This is a genomic window from uncultured Flavobacterium sp., from assembly GCF_963922255.1.
Classification (GTDB): Bacteria; Bacteroidota; Bacteroidia; order Flavobacteriales; family Flavobacteriaceae; genus Flavobacterium.
On the sequence record NZ_CAWUIC010000003.1, the window covers coordinates 34463 to 51466 of the forward strand.

13 protein-coding genes are annotated in these 17004 nt (G+C 32.2%); 4 read left to right on the plus strand and 9 right to left on the minus strand.

Translation table 11 applies throughout. From position 1 onward, the window contains the following. Positions 1-30 precede the first annotated feature (30 nt). From AABJ49_RS03915 to AABJ49_RS03930, 4 genes are all read right to left on the minus strand, one after another. Positions 31-1953 (minus strand): S8 family serine peptidase, encoded by a 1923-nt coding sequence (locus AABJ49_RS03915; protein ID WP_338376216.1) that lies wholly within the window; start codon positions 1951-1953, stop codon positions 31-33. 124 nt (positions 1954-2077) lie between these two features. Beyond that, positions 2078-2866, minus strand: a complete 789-nt coding sequence (locus tag AABJ49_RS03920; RefSeq protein ID WP_338376217.1) for a hypothetical protein — start codon at positions 2864-2866, stop codon at positions 2078-2080. Between the two features lie 11 nt (positions 2867-2877). Continuing rightward, positions 2878-4350, minus strand: a complete 1473-nt coding sequence (locus tag AABJ49_RS03925) for a RagB/SusD family nutrient uptake outer membrane protein (protein WP_338376218.1) — start codon at positions 4348-4350, stop codon at positions 2878-2880. Positions 4351-4360: 10 nt separating this feature from the next. Then, positions 4361-7561 carry a TonB-dependent receptor gene (locus AABJ49_RS03930; protein ID WP_338376219.1) on the minus strand — a complete coding sequence of 1067 codons (3201 nt, stop codon included), beginning with the start codon at positions 7559-7561 and terminating at the stop codon, positions 4361-4363. Between the two features lie 200 nt (positions 7562-7761). Here AABJ49_RS03930 and AABJ49_RS03935 point away from each other — a divergent pair, with 200 nt between their 5' ends. Continuing rightward, the gene (locus tag AABJ49_RS03935) at positions 7762-8361 is read left to right on the plus strand and encodes a ribonuclease HII (protein ID WP_338376221.1); all 600 of its coding nucleotides are present in this window, start codon (positions 7762-7764) and stop codon (positions 8359-8361) included. A 2-nt stretch (positions 8362-8363) separates the two neighbouring features. Here the strand turns inward: AABJ49_RS03935 and lipB are convergent, their stop codons facing one another. Then, entirely contained in the window at positions 8364-9068 is a 705-nt protein-coding gene (gene lipB / locus AABJ49_RS03940) for a lipoyl(octanoyl) transferase LipB (protein ID WP_338376222.1), read from the minus strand. Between the two features lie 263 nt (positions 9069-9331). Here lipB and lysS point away from each other — a divergent pair, with 263 nt between their 5' ends. From lysS to AABJ49_RS03955, 3 genes are all read left to right on the plus strand, one after another. After that, the gene (gene lysS, locus AABJ49_RS03945) at positions 9332-11026 is read left to right on the plus strand and encodes a lysine--tRNA ligase (protein WP_338376224.1); all 1695 of its coding nucleotides are present in this window, start codon (positions 9332-9334) and stop codon (positions 11024-11026) included. Between the two features lie 184 nt (positions 11027-11210). Continuing rightward, complete coding sequence (locus tag AABJ49_RS03950) at positions 11211-11642, plus strand: DUF4890 domain-containing protein (protein ID WP_338376225.1); 432 nt, start codon at positions 11211-11213, stop codon at positions 11640-11642. 84 nt (positions 11643-11726) lie between these two features. Continuing rightward, positions 11727-12053, plus strand: coding sequence for a hypothetical protein (locus AABJ49_RS03955; RefSeq protein ID WP_338376226.1), 327 nt, complete (start codon positions 11727-11729; stop codon positions 12051-12053). A 35-nt stretch (positions 12054-12088) separates the two neighbouring features. On the opposite strand, the gene hemL is transcribed toward AABJ49_RS03955, so the two are convergent. From hemL to AABJ49_RS03975, 4 genes are all read right to left on the minus strand, one after another. Beyond that, a complete protein-coding gene (gene hemL / locus AABJ49_RS03960) occupies positions 12089-13375 on the minus strand; it encodes a glutamate-1-semialdehyde 2,1-aminomutase (protein ID WP_338376228.1) in 1287 nt (428 codons plus the stop codon). Continuing rightward, the gene (locus AABJ49_RS03965) at positions 13375-14208 is read right to left on the minus strand and encodes a glucosaminidase domain-containing protein (protein WP_338376229.1); all 834 of its coding nucleotides are present in this window, start codon (positions 14206-14208) and stop codon (positions 13375-13377) included. The genes hemL and AABJ49_RS03965 overlap by 1 nt, the downstream gene beginning before the upstream one ends. Continuing rightward, positions 14198-15103, minus strand: coding sequence for a pyridoxal-phosphate dependent enzyme (locus AABJ49_RS03970; protein ID WP_338376230.1), 906 nt, complete (start codon positions 15101-15103; stop codon positions 14198-14200). The genes AABJ49_RS03965 and AABJ49_RS03970 overlap by 11 nt, the downstream gene beginning before the upstream one ends. Before the next feature lie 86 nt (positions 15104-15189). Next, positions 15190-16977 carry a T9SS type A sorting domain-containing protein gene (locus tag AABJ49_RS03975; RefSeq protein ID WP_338376231.1) on the minus strand — a complete coding sequence of 596 codons (1788 nt, stop codon included), beginning with the start codon at positions 16975-16977 and terminating at the stop codon, positions 15190-15192. Positions 16978-17004: the final 27 nt, after the last annotated feature.

Genomic DNA, 17004 nt, shown 5'->3' on the forward strand with positions numbered 1-17004 from the left:
AGTCCTTCCATTATCTTTTTAAAATAAAAATTAATTTTTAATAAACTTCTTAGTTATTGATTTATTATCACCTTCAACTTTTAAATAATAGATTCCTGCTGATAAATCAGAAACATCTATACTTAAATATTTATCAAAATCAACTTTTGATTGTTTAACTATCCTTCCTTGAGCATCAATAATTGAATAGTTTTCCACAATTTCATTATCTGTACTTACATTCAAAACATTAGAAGCTGGTATCGGATAAATTGTCATTGACTTTTCATCAAATAATTGATTAGACAATGATACAATGTCAAAACCTGAAATAATTAAACTATACGCTTGTGGACCATTAGACAATGTCCCTTTATGCGTAACCTGAATGGTGTAGGTACCAGAAGCATTATCTACTTCAACTCTTTCAACATTATCAACTATATTATCTCCTTTTAATGATGGAAAACCAAAATTTGAAAAATTTATTTTCCAAGGCATATTAACCTCTGTACCTTTTATAATTCTTAAATCTAAATCGTTTACTAATGCCGGTGTTGTTGAATTTGATTGATTATCCATAGCAACACCAGCTGGATCAGTCCAACAAATAGTCGCTTGAAGTTTCTGAACATTATTTACGGTAACATCAACAGTATAAGTCTGATTTTGTGATAGTGTTAATTCTGAAACCACAGCAGTTGGTGTTAATCCTTCAGCATTCTGTAATAATAAAACGGCAGCTCTACTATCTAACAAGCCCCAACCAAACCTTGCATCTGGACCAGTTGTTCCACCATCAACAGCTGTGTGTGTAGCTAAAGCTTTAAGAGTTGCAGACCTCATAAAAACACTTTTTAATTGACTGTAATATTGTTGCAACAACAATAAAGAACCTGCAACATTAGGAGATGCCATTGACGTACCCGAATAGGTATCGTAAGCAGTTGTATTTGTATTTATTGGTGAATATAAATTTGTACCATCACCTGAAATATCTGGTTTAATTCTACCATCATCAGAGGGACCTTGACTACTTGAAGGATTTATAGCTAAAGTTAAAGCGTCTGTAGAACTATTCACAGAAGGGTTAGCATTAGCAACTACTAAATTATTTTTAGCATTCTTATCTGCTGTTAATTTATCAAAAGCACCTTGAGTTCCTCCAGTATAGGAATCTTGACCAGAATTTCCTGCAGAAGTTACTTGTAAATAGTAGGGTGCATTATATAAAATTTGATCCCATGCTCTAGCATCACTATTATAACAACCCATCAACCATGTGGGTGCATTTTGCGCTCCATTATCATCCAAAACAGGTATACCGTAAGAATGATTTGACAATAATAAACCATTAGTAGTAATTTCATTGACAACTTCTGCTTCATCATTAGTCCAATTATAAGAAACACCATTAGCTTTAGGAGCCATTCCTTTGGCAGCTGCCTGAACACCTTTTGCCAAAATAGTCCCTGTTACGTGTGTAGCATGAGCGTTACTAGTTGCTGCAGGAAAAGGAGTATCAGGAGTAGCAACTCTTGAAACAGAAGGAGTAGCATCATCCTGAAATTCTTGATGTTGAAAATGTGCCTTAGCACCATCCCATACACCTATAAGCATTCCAGCACCTTCCAAACTCAAACCTAAACTTCCACCTGGATGAAGGTTAACTGTTCGAGTAGATATCGCAGCTAAAGAATTATCATTTGTAGTATAGACAGGATTATTATCAACAATATCAACTATTTCATAAATTGAACCTTCTACTTCTTTCCTTCTCTCAATTTGAGGGTTGTCAAGCAAAAACTTTTCAATTCTTGCATCTGTTAAAGAGTCCTTTACTTTAAAATCCTTATATAAAGCCTTTAAAGCATCTACATTTGTATTAGCTAATATTTGTTTTTTCTGTTCACTATTTTGTGCAAAAACTACAGCACCTAAAAGCAAACTATAAATGGATAATAATCTTTTCATAACTTTTTCATTTTTTTTTAAACATAATGGCATCAAATATATTAATAAAAATCAACAACCAATAGATATTTAACAAAAAAAAAGGCTATCATTTGATAGCCTTTTATATAAAATATTTGTAAAATTAATTTATGGTAAAGTTACTAGTAACCGAACTTCCAGGGAAAGGAACATTAGATACTAAAACACTACCTCCAACTATTTCTACTACAAAAGGATTTGCACCAACAATACCATCTCCATAACTGTCAGTTACTGTTAAAGTGTAAGCACCTGATTCCAAACATAAAATTTGAGAAACAGCAACATTAACTGAACCCGCATATGAGTTAGCAGCTTTTGAAGCAATTACAACTCCACCTTTAGTCAAAGACCATCCTGTCTCTTCAGGATAGTCATCTAAATTAAAAGTCAATTTAACTTTAGTATCTAAACACTCAGGTGTATAATTAATAGTTGTTCTATCTTGACTAATATTAACAACGCCATCACCAGGTGCTGTAAAATTGAAACTTACTTTTTTAGTTGTTCCAATTGGCAACACAGCATTGTCAGTTGTTAAAACCACATTACCTTTACCAGATTTTGATCCAGCTGGAATAGTAATTGCAGTATCATAACTAATAACATCTGTTGGAGCTGATAAAGAAGTAAAAGGTTGTAAAGCTTCTGCAACACCAGCTGTCGGCTGAATCATAGTTACATTCACAACTCTATCTACATTTGAAGGTTCAGTAGCAAAAACAACTATTTCATATACTGGATTTGAAGCCGGTATATCGAAATTATCTGTAGCCATTTTAAATCCATAATTTAAAACAGTACTAGAGTTGTCTTCACCTTGACTAGCCTCATCACAACTTACAAAGAAAGCAAGCATGATAAAACTAAGTATTTTTAATGTATTTTTCATAATAATAATTTTTAAAATGGATTATTCTCTGTAATGTCAATATTATTGTTCATTTCAAGTTGAGGTATCTGGAAAGTAAATTTAACTGAACCAGCTGGGTAACTTACTTGTCCAAATGAAGCATGATTTGTCCCTAAATAAGTTCTGTCTAAAGATGTATTCCATCTTTTCATATCATAAAAAGCAAAACCTTCACCCCATAATTCAATACTTCTGTGCTTACGTATCTCAGATAACAAAGCTGCACCAGAATTAGTTGACAAAGTGTAAGCAGCATCTCTTGTTGACACTAAGTTAAATAAAGCCGTACGAGCACCTGCATCATCTCCAGCTAAAGCTTTAGCTTCTGCCTCAATTAAATACATTTCAGCAGCTCTCATAAATACATAATCTCCTTCAAATGTAGTGAAATCATAAAATTTAAGATTAGCATATTGAGGCACTCCATAAGGGTTACCTGCAGCTGCAAACCACTCTTTTCTTTTATCAGTAGCAGAAATTGACTCAACTAATCTCTTATCCCCACTTTTCCAAACATTTAAAAGACCTGCATATCCAGGATTCAAACTTCCAACTTGTGAAAAGAAAGATGCATAAATTGTTGAAGTTGCTGCTGTAATATCAGCACCCCAAATCCATTCAGTATTTGAAATTTGACTAAATCCATCAAAATTAGCATCTGTGATAACAAGAGTATTAGAACTCAAAGCAAAACCACTTCTTGCTTCAGCAGCATAAGTTGCAGCTAATTGGTATTCTGCTGGTGTAGTTGCATACTCTAAATAATATCTAGCTAAAAGACCTGCAGCTACATTTTTGTTAACTTCAACTTTCGATGGTCTTGCATAACCAGTTAAGTTATTATAAGCATAAGTCAAATCTTGTAAAACCTGTGCTTTAATTAAGGTAGTAGCAACTCTACCTGGTTGAGGAGTATCTTCATTATATAATGGAACTCCAACTTCTCCATTAGCATATAATCGTACTAAATTGAAGTATGAAAAACCTCTCAACATTGTTGCTCTTGCTCTAAGATATAATAAATCTGGATTTACCGAATCTTCAGGAATCAAGTCAATAGTTGAATTCATGTTGAAAATAACTTTGTAATAGAATTTCCAAACCATATCTGTTATTCTATTCTCAGTTTGTCTTCCAGTATATCTGTAATAATTTCCATGCCAGTGATTAATCACCTGAACAGCATCATTAGACATCAAATCTAAACCAAATTCAATTGATTTTTGCCCATAATCATCATGGATATTACCATTTCCAGCTGTATTAAAATCATTAAAAAAGAAATAATTTCCAGCCTCTAATCCTTCCGCAATAACCAATAAAGATTCTGGTGAAGAAGTAGCCAATTCTTGTATTTGTTGCTGTGAAACATTACTTCTCAAATCCTTGTCTGTGAAACTCTCAGAACATGATGAAAGTAAGCCCAAAGCAGCAATACCCGTTAAAATTTTAAAATTTTTCATAGTTTTTTTTTTATAGTTGTACATTAATACCAAATGAAACATTTCTTAATAAAGAATATTTACTATCTGTTCCACCTGTTAAACTTAAACGAGGATCATACCCTTGTCTTTTTGACCATAATGCTACATTATCAACTAATCCGTAAAAACGAAGACCTTCAACACCTAATTTACTAACTATTTTGTTATCAAAAGTATATCCGAATGAAATATTTTGAATACTTAAATAGTCAGATTTAATTAAACCTAAAGTAGAGGTTGCGTAATTTAAAGTTGGATCATCAACATCAACTCTTGGAAGTGTAGCACTTGTATTTGTAGGAGTCCAAGTATTTGCAAAATCTTTGTGGAAGTTCTCACCAATACCACCACTTAAAGATGTCATGTAAGCAGAGTCATAACCATAACCTCCAATTTGATAAGCTAAATTAACAGCAACATCAAACCCTTTGTAGTCAGCATTAATACCAAAACCACCGTAAAAATCAACTAAAGCAGATTTACCAATTTCTCTCTGATTTGCTTCAGCATAATTTTCAGTAATATAAGTTGAACCTTCTTCCACTAAACCAGTCACTGGGTTAATATTAGTTTTATATTGTGAGTTACCATTAACAGGATTAACACCCACAAATTCTCTCATATAATAATCATAAACTGAACCACCTTCTTGTCTAACATAAACACCAGCTACCTGACGGTTATTTTCTAAACCATTCTCTGGCAACTTAGTAATTTCATTATCGTAATGTGTAGCATTGAAATTTAAATTTAAATTAAAACCTCCTTGTTGCTTAGATCTAAACACATCACCACTTAATGTTATTTCATAACCTGTATTTTGCATATCTCCATTATTCTCAGGAATATTAACAAAACCTGATGAAGGAGGTAAAGGTCTTAAATATAACATATCTGTAATTTTTCTTTGAAAGTACTCAGCCTCAACATTCAATCTACTATCAAAGAAAGAAGCATCAAAACCAGCATTAAAGTTAGCATTTTTCTCCCACTCGATATCTCTGTTAGCATCAGTTGTACTACCAGTAAATGATATTGGTAAGCTTGAATCTGTATTAACATTTACAGTGTAAGAATATAAATATGGTAATTCAAAACCAATATTATCATTTCCTTGCTCACCGTAACTTGCTTTCAATCTTAAGTTATTCATCCAAGATGAAGTACCAGACATAAAGTCTTCTTTAGTAACAACCCATGCAGCACCTAAACCATAGAAGGTACCCCATCTATTTTCTGGAGCAAATCTTGATGAAGCATCTCTTCTTGCACTTGCATTAAGGAAATATTTCTCTTTATAGTCGTAATTAACTCTACCAAAGAAACCTTCTAAAGCATAAGTACTTCCTCCACCGAAATTTCCTTGTGGATAAATCGTACCCGCTTGATCAACATATGGACTTCCTGGCAATAATAATTTAGTTCTTTCAGCAGCAACATTATCATTTCTTCTATCTAATGTTTCGTGTCCTAACAATACATTAAATGAATGCTTATTAAAAGACTTATCATATTTCAATAATTGTTGTTGTGTAAAAGCCATTCTTCTATTGTTAAGAAAAGAAACTCTACCCCCAATATCACCAGCAGCATCACCATACAATGGCGTATCTAAACTTCTGTCTGATTGAGTAAATAAATCTGCAGTAGCTGAATAGGTAAAAGTCAAACCTTTTGCAATCTCAACATCCATAAATGCATTAGTAAACAAGTTATCAGTTTGATATGTCTTCACATCATAAATAGCAGTAGCATAAGGATGCTGTAAAGATCCATAAGGTCTAACTGGGAATCCAGCTGTACCACCTAAACCTGTACCATCATCATACATTTGATTACCATTAGCATCGTAAGCAGGATTACCGTTTACATCATACGCATAAACAGGATAAATTGGAGCAACAGCTCTTGTCCATGCAAATGGATTACTATAAGCCGAACCACCTGTATAACCATCATTATAATTTTGCGTTAAGTGCGTATAACTTGCACTACCTCCAACATTAAATCTATCAGAAACCTTAGTCTCTAAATTCATTCTTGAAGTTATTTTTTCAAAATCAGAATTAACAACATAACCCTCGTTTTTCTCATAACCTAAAGATAAAAAGTGCTTAGTCTTATCAGTAGCTCCAGAAACACTTAAGTTAGATTGAGTAAATAATCCGTCTCCGAATAAGAAATCAGCCCAATCTTCATCATATTTTTTGGTAGCATTTGGAAATCTTAACTTTCCAGTCGAAGGATCAATGATTTGATCATTAGCAACACCGTTGTAAATATTATACTGTAATGGATTTGAACCTCCAGTGATCAATGTATTTGCAGCTGTTACACTTGCATTAGCATCAGTCATGAAAGGTGCATTAAACATTAAAGTATTTTTACTTGCTTGGTAATAAGCTTCATAATAATCTCCCGCATCCGTTATTAAGTCATACTCTTTAACAGCTCTTGAAGCAAAACCTACTTTTGAATCAAAAACAATTTTTGATTTACCTTCTTTACCTTTTTTAGTAGTAACGATGATTACACCATTAGCACCTCTATTTCCATAAAGAGCAGCCGCAGATGCATCTTTTAAGAACGTCATAGACTCAATATCTTGAGAACTAATAGAAGCAATATCACCATTAAAAGGAACACCATCAACCACATAAAGTGGTGCAGCAGAACCATTTAAAGACCCAATACCTCTAAATCTAATTACAGGAGGATCTCCAGGCATACCATTATTATTAATAACCTGAACACCGGCAACCTTACCTGTTAAACCTTGTAAAACGTTACCTGAAGTAATTTTAGCAATTTCTTTAGCCTTTACTTCACCTACAGAACCTGTAATAGATTCTTTCTTTTGTGCACCGTATGCTGTCACAATGATTTCATCTCCAACAAAACCTTCTTGTAAAACAACATCATAAACATTTGATGCACCAACAGTAACTGTAGATTTTTTCTTCCCTGTAAAAGAGAATTCCAAAACCTCACCTACTTTTGCCGCAATAGAATAATCACCGTCAAAACCGGTTGTTACTCCACGCGTTGTTCCTTTTACAACAACAGTTGCTCCGGCTAACGTTCCTAATTCATCAGAAACTACACCAGTTACAGTTTTCTCTTGTGCAAACGAAAACTGCATTGTAAACGCTACTAAAAGCGTAAAAATCCATTTGAACTTCGATCTCATATTAAATTTATTTGAGTTAGTTATTCAGCAAACTTCTTAATAATTTCTTAAATAAACAAATTTTATTAACTAATAATTAGTTTTTAATAATGTTAAACTTTTTTACTTTAAAACTAACTTTGTGGTTGCAACACATTTAAAAGATACAGAATAATGCAAAAGGTTGCGTGAAAAATTATATTTTTATCAAAAAAAATAATATGTTAAATTTTAACTATTCAGGAATTGAACTTGAATGTGGAACCGATGAAGCCGGAAGAGGCTGTTTAGCTGGACCTGTGACTGCAGCAGCAATTCTTTTACCAAATGATTTTAAAAATGAATTACTAAATGATTCAAAGCAATTGTCAGAAAAAAATAGAGAAAATCTAAAACCAATACTAGAAAAAGAAGCTCTGTCTTTTGCAGTAACACATTTAGAGCCTAAAGTTATTGATGAAATAAATATCCTGAACGCTTCGATATTAGCAATGCAAAAAAGTATTTTAAAATTAAATCCTACTCCTTTATATATTATAGTAGATGGCAATAGATTTAAACCTTTAGACAACATTCCTTTTTCGACAATTATAAAAGGTGACAGCAAATTTACGAGTATTGCAGCCGCTTCCATTTTAGCTAAAACCTACAGAGATGAATATATGAATAAAATCCACGAAGAATTTCCAATGTACAACTGGAAGAAAAACAAGGGATACCCAACAAAAGAACACAGAGAGGCAATAAGAAAATATGGCCCATCAAAATACCACAGAATGTCTTTTAGATTATTACCAGAACAATTGAGTTTAGAATTCTAAATTTAATGAATCAAAAACTCTGCCTCAAAAAGATTTGAAAAGTGGTTTAGGATTTTTTTCTTCACTTCCTGCTCATCTACTTGATCAACTCCAAGCTCTACATTAAGTGAAGTTACTGCTTTACCCTTTATACCACAAGGAATAATATTGTCAAAATAACCTAAGTTAGCATTTACATTTAAAGCAAAACCATGCATGGTTACCCAACGGCTTGCCCGAACACCCATAGCACAAATTTTTCTAGCAAATGGTGTTCCAACACCAAGCCATACACCAGTTTCCCCTTCGCTTCTTGATGAAGAAATATTATATTCTTGTAAAGTTAAGATGATAGCTTCCTCAAGAAAACGTAAATATTTATGAATGTCTGTAAAAAAGTTTTCTAAGTCTAAAATAGGATAACCAACAATTTGACCTGGCCCATGGTAGGTTATATCTCCTCCTCTATTTATTTTATAAAAAGTCGCTCCTTTTTCAGCCAATTGTTTTTCTGATAAAAGTAAATTAGATAAATCACCACTCTTTCCTAAAGTGTAAACATGTGGATGCTCTACATAAAGAAAATAATTAGGGGTTTCATCATTTCGCGCTTCTCTTCTATTTTTGATTTTTAAATCAACAATTCCTTTGAAAAGCTCTTCTTGATAATCCCAAGTATCTTTATAGTCTTGGTGTCCCAAATCTTGTAATTGGATTTTTTTATTCATTATTAAAATTTACCACTACAAATATACAAATGATTTCTCAAATAGCCCTGACAGAAATGGCATCCTTTTTTTGTAAAAAAAAGATAGAATGGATGGCAGGAATTACATAGTTTAACAAGCCCAAGCCATTTGCTACAGAAAGATTAAAGAATGAAGATTAACGATTTTTGATTGCAGAAGTTGAAGCTCTGAAACTTTTTAAACGTGAAACTTGAAACAAAATAAACAAAAACTTATCTTTGCAGGCTTAAAATAAAAATATTATGCAACTTTCGGAACAAGAAATCATTAGAAGAGAGAAATTAAATTCGCTTCGAGCACTAGGCATCAACCCTTATCCTGCAGATTTATATCCTGTAGATTCGACTTCTAAGCAAGTTAAGGAAAACTTTGAAGAAGGTAAAAAGGTGGTTTTAGCTGGTCGTGTGATGAGTACTCGTATTCAAGGAAAAGCTTCGTTTGCGGAATTGCAAGATAGTGAGGGTAGAATTCAAATTTATGTAAATAGAGATGAAATTTGTCCGGATGAAGACAAAACTTTATACAATGAAGTTTTTAAAAAATTAATTGATTTAGGTGATTTTATTGGAATTGAAGGAACTTTGTTTACGACTCAAGTAGGAGAAAAATCAATTAGAGTTTCAAATTTGACTTTGTTGAGTAAAACACTTCGTCCATTACCATTACCAAAAACAGATACAGAAGGAAATACTTTTGATGCATTTGTGGATCCAGAATTGCGTTATAGAATGCGTTATGTGGATTTAGTAGTAAACCCAAAAGTAAAAGAGGTTTTTGTAAAAAGAACTAAACTTTTTACGGCAATGAGAAATTTCTTTAACCAAGCAGGTTATATGGAAGTTGAAACTCCAGTTTTACAAGCTATTCCTGGTGGTGCTGCTGCTCGTCCGTTTATCACACATCACAACAGTTTAGACATTCCTTTATACATGAGAATTGCTAATGAATTATATCTGAAAAGATTAATTGTTGGTGGTTTTGATGGTGTTTATGAGTTTTCGAAAAACTTTAGAAACGAAGGAATGGACAGAACGCATAATCCAGAATTTACGGCAATGGAAATTTATGTAGCTTATAAAGACTACAACTGGATGATGGAATTTACTGAAAACCTATTAGAATATTGTGCAACGCAAGTAAATGGAACAACTGATGCTACTTTTGGAGAACACAAAGTAAGTTTTAAAGCTCCTTATGCCAGAGTTACAATGACGGATGCCATCAAGCAATTCACAGGTTTTGACATTACCGGTAAATCTGAAAAAGAATTATTTGAGGCAGCTCAATCCATGGGAATTACAGTAGATGAAACTATGGGTAAAGGAAAATTAATTGATGAAATTTTTGGTGAAAAATGTGAAGGAAATTTTATTCAGCCAACATTTATTACGGATTATCCGAAAGAAATGTCTCCTTTATGTAAAGAACACAGAGACAATCCAGATTTAACAGAGCGTTTTGAATTGATGGTTTGCGGAAAAGAAATTGCAAATGCTTATTCAGAATTAAACGACCCAATTGACCAAAGAGGTCGTTTTGAAAACCAAATGGCTTTGGCAGCAAAAGGAGATGACGAAGCAAACGGAATTATAGATGAAGATTTCTTAAGAGCTTTAGAATATGGTATGCCTCCAACATCTGGATTAGGAATTGGAATGGACAGATTAATCATGTTTTTAACGAATAACCAATCGATTCAAGAAGTATTGTTTTTCCCTCAAATGCGACCAGAGAAAAAACAAGTTGAATTAACGGAAGAAGAAAAAATGATAATTGATCTTTTAACTAAAAATGAAAACGCAATGGATTTAGCTGAATTAAAAACTAAATCAGAATTAAGCGGAAAAAAATGGGATGCAGCCATGAAAGGCTTAGCTAAACATAATATGACTTCAGTTAGAGTTGATGGTGAAAGTAAAATTGTAGAGTTGAAATAAAATCTAATTAAACCAAATACACAGTTATTTATTAGCCACAGATTCACAGATTTATATAGAATAATCTGTGAATCTGTGGCTAACTTTTTTATGTAAAAACAAATGGTATAATATAAAATTTTATTAAAGATTAAACCTTTTTATTTTTTGATTGTCTTATCATCAAACTTTAAAAAATTATAAAATGAAAAAATTAGTTGTAGCAGCATTATTAGTTGTAGGATTAACAACATTTGCTCAAGAAAAAGGTAAAAAAGGAGATTTTAAAGAAATGACTCCAGAACAAAGAACAGAAGTACAAGTTAAGAAAATGACAAAAGATCTTGACTTAAATGAAACGCAGCAAAAACAAGTCAAAGAACTTTTAAATTCCCAAAAAGAAGACAGAGCTGAAATGCTCGATAAAAGAAAGGAAATGAAAGAAACTGCTGAGAAAGCCACCAAAGAGCAAAGAGCCGAAATGAAAGCTAAAATGGAGGAGAAAAAAGCAGCGATTGATGCAAAAATGAAGTCTATTCTTACGGATGAGCAATATAAAAAATGGGAAACTCAGAAAGAAGAAGGAAAAGAAAAAATGGGCGAAAGAAAAGCTCGCAAACAAAAGAAAAGCAAATAAGCATAGTAAAAAAGTGAGTGTATTTTTTTGAAATTAAAAAAAAATAGTTAGATTTGACTTTCAAAATCAAAACAACCAAACACTATGAAAAAAATAATCGCACTTTTTGTTTTACTATTTGCCTTTACTTTTAATGCAAATGCACAAGACAGAAGCAATGCAGCTGACCTTGCCAAACAAGACACTCAAGAAATTGCTCAATACCTTGGTTTACAAGGAGAAGTTTTAGTAGATTTACAAACTGTATTTAAAGAAAAACACGAAGTTCTTTTAACAGAAGGACTCTCTGAAGACAGAAAAGTAATTCTATCTAATTTTGTAGAAACAAAATTATCATCTTTATTAAGTCAAGGTGATCTTGACAAGTTAAAAGCTGATACAGCGCTCTATAAAAAGTTAACTAGAAATTAAAAAAAAATCCCGAAATTTAATTTCGGGATTTTTTTTTATAAATCAGAAGCTACTTTATTTACTGCGTTTATGGTAAAATCTAAATCCTGATAAGATAAAGCATCCGTTATGAACCAAGTTTCATACGCTGATGGAGCAATATAAACTCCTTCTTTAACTAAACCATGAAAGAATTTTCTAAACCTTTCATTATCTCCATTTTTAGCAGTTTCAAAATCATAAACTTCATTTTTATCGAAATGAATTGAAATCATTGAACCTACTCTATTGATTGTAAAATCAATCTTTTTATCAAATAATACTTTTTGAATTCCTTTGTGCAAGTAAGCTGTTTTTTCTTCTAATCTTTTATATATAGCTTCGTCAGAATTTAATTCTTTGAGCATTTCATATCCAGCAGCCATGGCCAAAGGATTTCCAGACAACGTTCCAGCTTGATAAACAGGTCCGATTGGTGCTAAATAATCCATAATTTCAGATTTCGCTGCAAAAGCTCCAACTGGCAATCCTCCTCCAATTACTTTCCCAAAACATACAATATCTGCTTTAATGCCAAATAATTCTTGAGCACCACCTTTGGCTAACCTGAATCCTGTCATAACTTCATCAAAGATCAACATAGTTCCATCTGCATCACATAAATTTCTTAAAGATTGTAAAAAACCTTCTTTTGGAGGAATACAACCCATATTTCCAGCAACTGGCTCGATGATTATGGCTGCAATTTCATTTTTATTGGCTTCAAATAAAGCTTTTACGTTTTCAATATCATTATAATTCGCTAAAAGAGTATCTTTAGCCGTTCCTTTAGTTACACCTGGACTATTGGGCAAACCAAAAGTTATCGCACCACTACCTGCTTGAATCAAAAATGAGTCCGAATGACCATGATAACAACCAGCAAATTTTATAATTTTATCTCTTTTCGTATAACCTCTTGCCAAACGAACAGCACTCATACAAGCTTCTGTACCCGAATTCACAAAACGAATTTTATCTATATTTGGCACCATCGAAACAGCTAATGCGGCAATTTTTGTTTCTAATTCTGTGGGCATTCCAAAAGACGTTCCTAATTTAGCTCTTTCCGTAATTGCATTTATCACCGGCTCATGAGCATGACCTAAAATCATTGGTCCCCAAGAATTGATATAATCTATTAATTTGTTACCATCTTCATCAAATAAATAAGGCCCTTTGGCACTTTTTACAAAAATTGGAGTTCCTCCAACCGATTTAAATGCTCTTACTGGTGAATTAACACCTCCTGGAATTACTTTATTTGCTTCAACGAATAATTCGCTGCTTCTTTTATATACCATTATTTAATCTTTAAAATCTGACCGATTGAAAGTGCATTGCCAGATATATTGTTTTTGTTTTTTAAATCTTCAACAGAAATATTATATTTTCTTGATATAGAATACAAGGTATCTCCTTTCACCACTTCATATTCTGAACTACTAACTGTTTTTTTAGGTGTTTCATAAGTTACCACTTCTTCTACAATTGTTGAATTACCTAAAGCTTCATTATCATATTGATACAACTTATAGCGTTCAATGATTTGAATAAGTTTTGCAGGGTATTTCGGATCTGTAGCATAACCAGCTTGTTTCAATCCGTTTGCCCAAGCTTTGTAATCATCTTGTTTTAAATCAAAAAGAAAATTATACCTACTCCTTGAAGTTAAAAACAACGAATGATCTCTATAAGATTCCGCTGGGTGATTGTATTTTCTAAAACATTCTTGTGATTCATCATCATCATGGTGTACACTTTCTCCTTCCCAACCCACATGGCATTTGATACCAAAGTGATTATTCGCTTTTTTACACAATTCACCTTTACCAGCACCCGATTCTAAAATCCCTTGAGCCAAAGTTATACTGGCCGGAATTTTATAATTAATCATATTACTGATAGCTGTATTTTTGAACCATGAAATATATTCTTCAACATTTTCAAAGGTGACAACAACAAAAGAAGTAGCTTCCAATTTTTCTTCTTCTTTTTTAATTATTTGTTTTTTACTAGTAACAACCGTTTTCTTTACCGGTTGTTTTTTAGAACTAGTTGTTCTTACTTTTTTCTGTGAACCACAACTTATTATTAATAGGGTACAAAAACAGATTAGAGCAATTTTAAATTTCATTGATATGTATTATTTCTTTGTTTTGTTTTTTCAACATTTCATTCATCCCTTGAATCCCTTGTAAACCTCCAGTATGAATGGCTAATATTTTACTTCCTTTAGGGAAATAATCTTTTTTAAGTAAATCATCAATACCAAACATCATTTTTCCTGTATAAATTGGGTCTAATGGAATGTCATGTTGAACATTAAAATCATTTATAAAACGAATTAATGAATCAGTTATTTTACCATATCCTCCAAAATGATATTCGGAAATGACGTTCCAATTTGATTTCACTACAAAGTTAGTAATCTCGTTTGAAATAAAATCTCCTTTTAAGGAAGGAAAACCAACAATTTGTTGACTATTTAAACTTGAATTGATAATTCCCGAAATCGTGCCACCAGTACCTATTGAGCAGCAAATGTGTGTAAAAACTTCATCCTCTTTTGTTAATATCTCTTCACAACCTTTGATTGCCAATTCATTTGTTCCTCCTTCTGGTAAAAGGTAAAAATCTCCAAATTCAGTTTTTAAATTATGAAGAAACGCTTTAGTTGTTTTATTTCTAAATTCTTCTCTAGACACAAATTTGAATTGCATACCCAATTCTTGTGCTTTCTTTAAAGTTGGATTTTGGTCAATTTTATCAAACAATTCCTCTCCTCTAACTATTCCTATGGTTTTAAAATTATTTTCAAAACCTGCTGAAGCAACGGCTAAAATATGATTTGAAAAAGCACCTCCAAAAGTCAATAATGTAGTCTTATTTTCAGTTTTAGCTTGAAGCAAATTGTATTTAAGTTTTCTATATTTGTTTCCAGAAATTAACGGATGAATTAAATCTTCTCGTTTGATATATAATTCAACGTTTGGATTATCAATTTCAATTTTATGAAGTTTGGTTTGCATGATTACAAAATTACAATTCAATAGTTACATTTCATAAAAAAAGCAGCCTTAAGACTGCTAATTTTAATATATTTTCTAGAATTTTGTTATTTTCTAGCGTTCTTTACAATAATCTTATGACTTAAACTTTGACTATCATTGGTCACTAATTTTAAGATATAAACACCATCACTAATTCCTGAAGTTGGAAATTCATATTTGTTTTCTGCCCCTAGTTTTTCTTTTCCAAAAATTACTTTTCCAGTAATATCAAAAAGCGAAACAGAACGCATATCTAATAGTGTAGGATTTTCTATTAATAAAGTTTGGGTTTCGTTATTTTGATAAATAGCAAAACTTTCTTCCATATTAACAACTGTATTTAAAACACTTGCCGTAAATGTTATTTCAAACCTATCATTGATTGTTCCTCCAGGTAAAATTACATCATAATTTCCGTTTTTAATATCATGATAGGTTTGTGTCAAACCATCATAAACATACACATTTTGGTTTGGATCAAAATTAATGACATGAGATACTTTGAAATTAAAAGACGTATTTGGAGCAGATTTCACACCTACTTTAATTCTTTTATTCACATCAAAAGGAACTCCTTCAATAACATACTTGTCATTATCTAAAAAGAAATAAACATCATTAGGCAAAGCATCGTCTGCAGGACTTTTTGCATCAATTCCCCTATCTACACCATCAGTAGCTTGTGGAATTAAAACAAGTCCAAGTTGACGTGTATTTAAATTATTCAATGAAATATCAAAACGAATATGTGGTACTTGAGCCGAATTTGTCGTAGTATTCTGAACGGCAGCATTTTTTTCAAATTGAGACAATCCAGAGCCTTCTTTTACATATTCTCTATATTCATTTTTTAAAACAACACTACCGATAGCCTGACCTTCAATCATGAAACCTTGACCGATAGGAGCATATTTTCTTTCAATTACTAAACCAGAAGAGGAACCTGTTGTGTTTAAACTTCCGTTACCATTATAGGTATCAAAAGTAGCTGGAACATAAATTCCCGTATAAGGAGATGAAATGGGTGCATATGTACCATAACCTCCATGATAATCTACTAAATTATGTGAATTATCAGTTTTATTTTGTTCCCAATAATAAGCCACTCCAGTACAGTCACTACTTGAATTATCTAATAAAAATGCACTCACATTCATTGCTGAAGGATAAGGATTCCCTGTTAAAGTGTACTTTGCAACATCTACATTTACTGTTATTTCACCGTCATTCGGTCTTCCTCTAAAATCATAACGTTGATTATTTCCTGGGTTATTTGGAGTAGCTTCACCTATTGTAGTAACATCTGTACCCGTTACTCCTTTCATAGTAAATCCTTGACCTGGTTGTAACGTCTGAGTATCTTGAACATGAATCCAACCAGTTCCACCTGGATCATAAGTATTTGAAGTTAGATATTTCCAAATCCAATATTTAGCCACAACTAATGAACTAGTAGAAGTTGAACCATTATAAGAAGTTGTTGCGATAACATCAGAAGCTGTAACAGTCGTAGGTCTATTTAATAATAATATTCCAAAATTAGTATTTCCTGGCAATCCTGTTGCAGCACCTACTGGTGAACACCAATAATTGTAAACAAAAGCATTCGATGTTCCTTCTTGAAAGACAGAAAGCTTCCCTTCACCTGTATTGGTAGAAACACCAAACTTACCTTGAACTAATTGTGCTTGATTTCTTAAATAAAAATTAGAGTTTGTCTCTAAATTGACATCTTGCTTTACAAAAACAACATTGTCATTATTGTAAATATAACTACCGTCTTTCACAAATAACTGTGAGTAAGAGGAAAAACCAAAAATAAATAGAACGAATAAACAAGTAAAATTTTTCATTTGAAACAGATTTAGGGGTAAATGAAT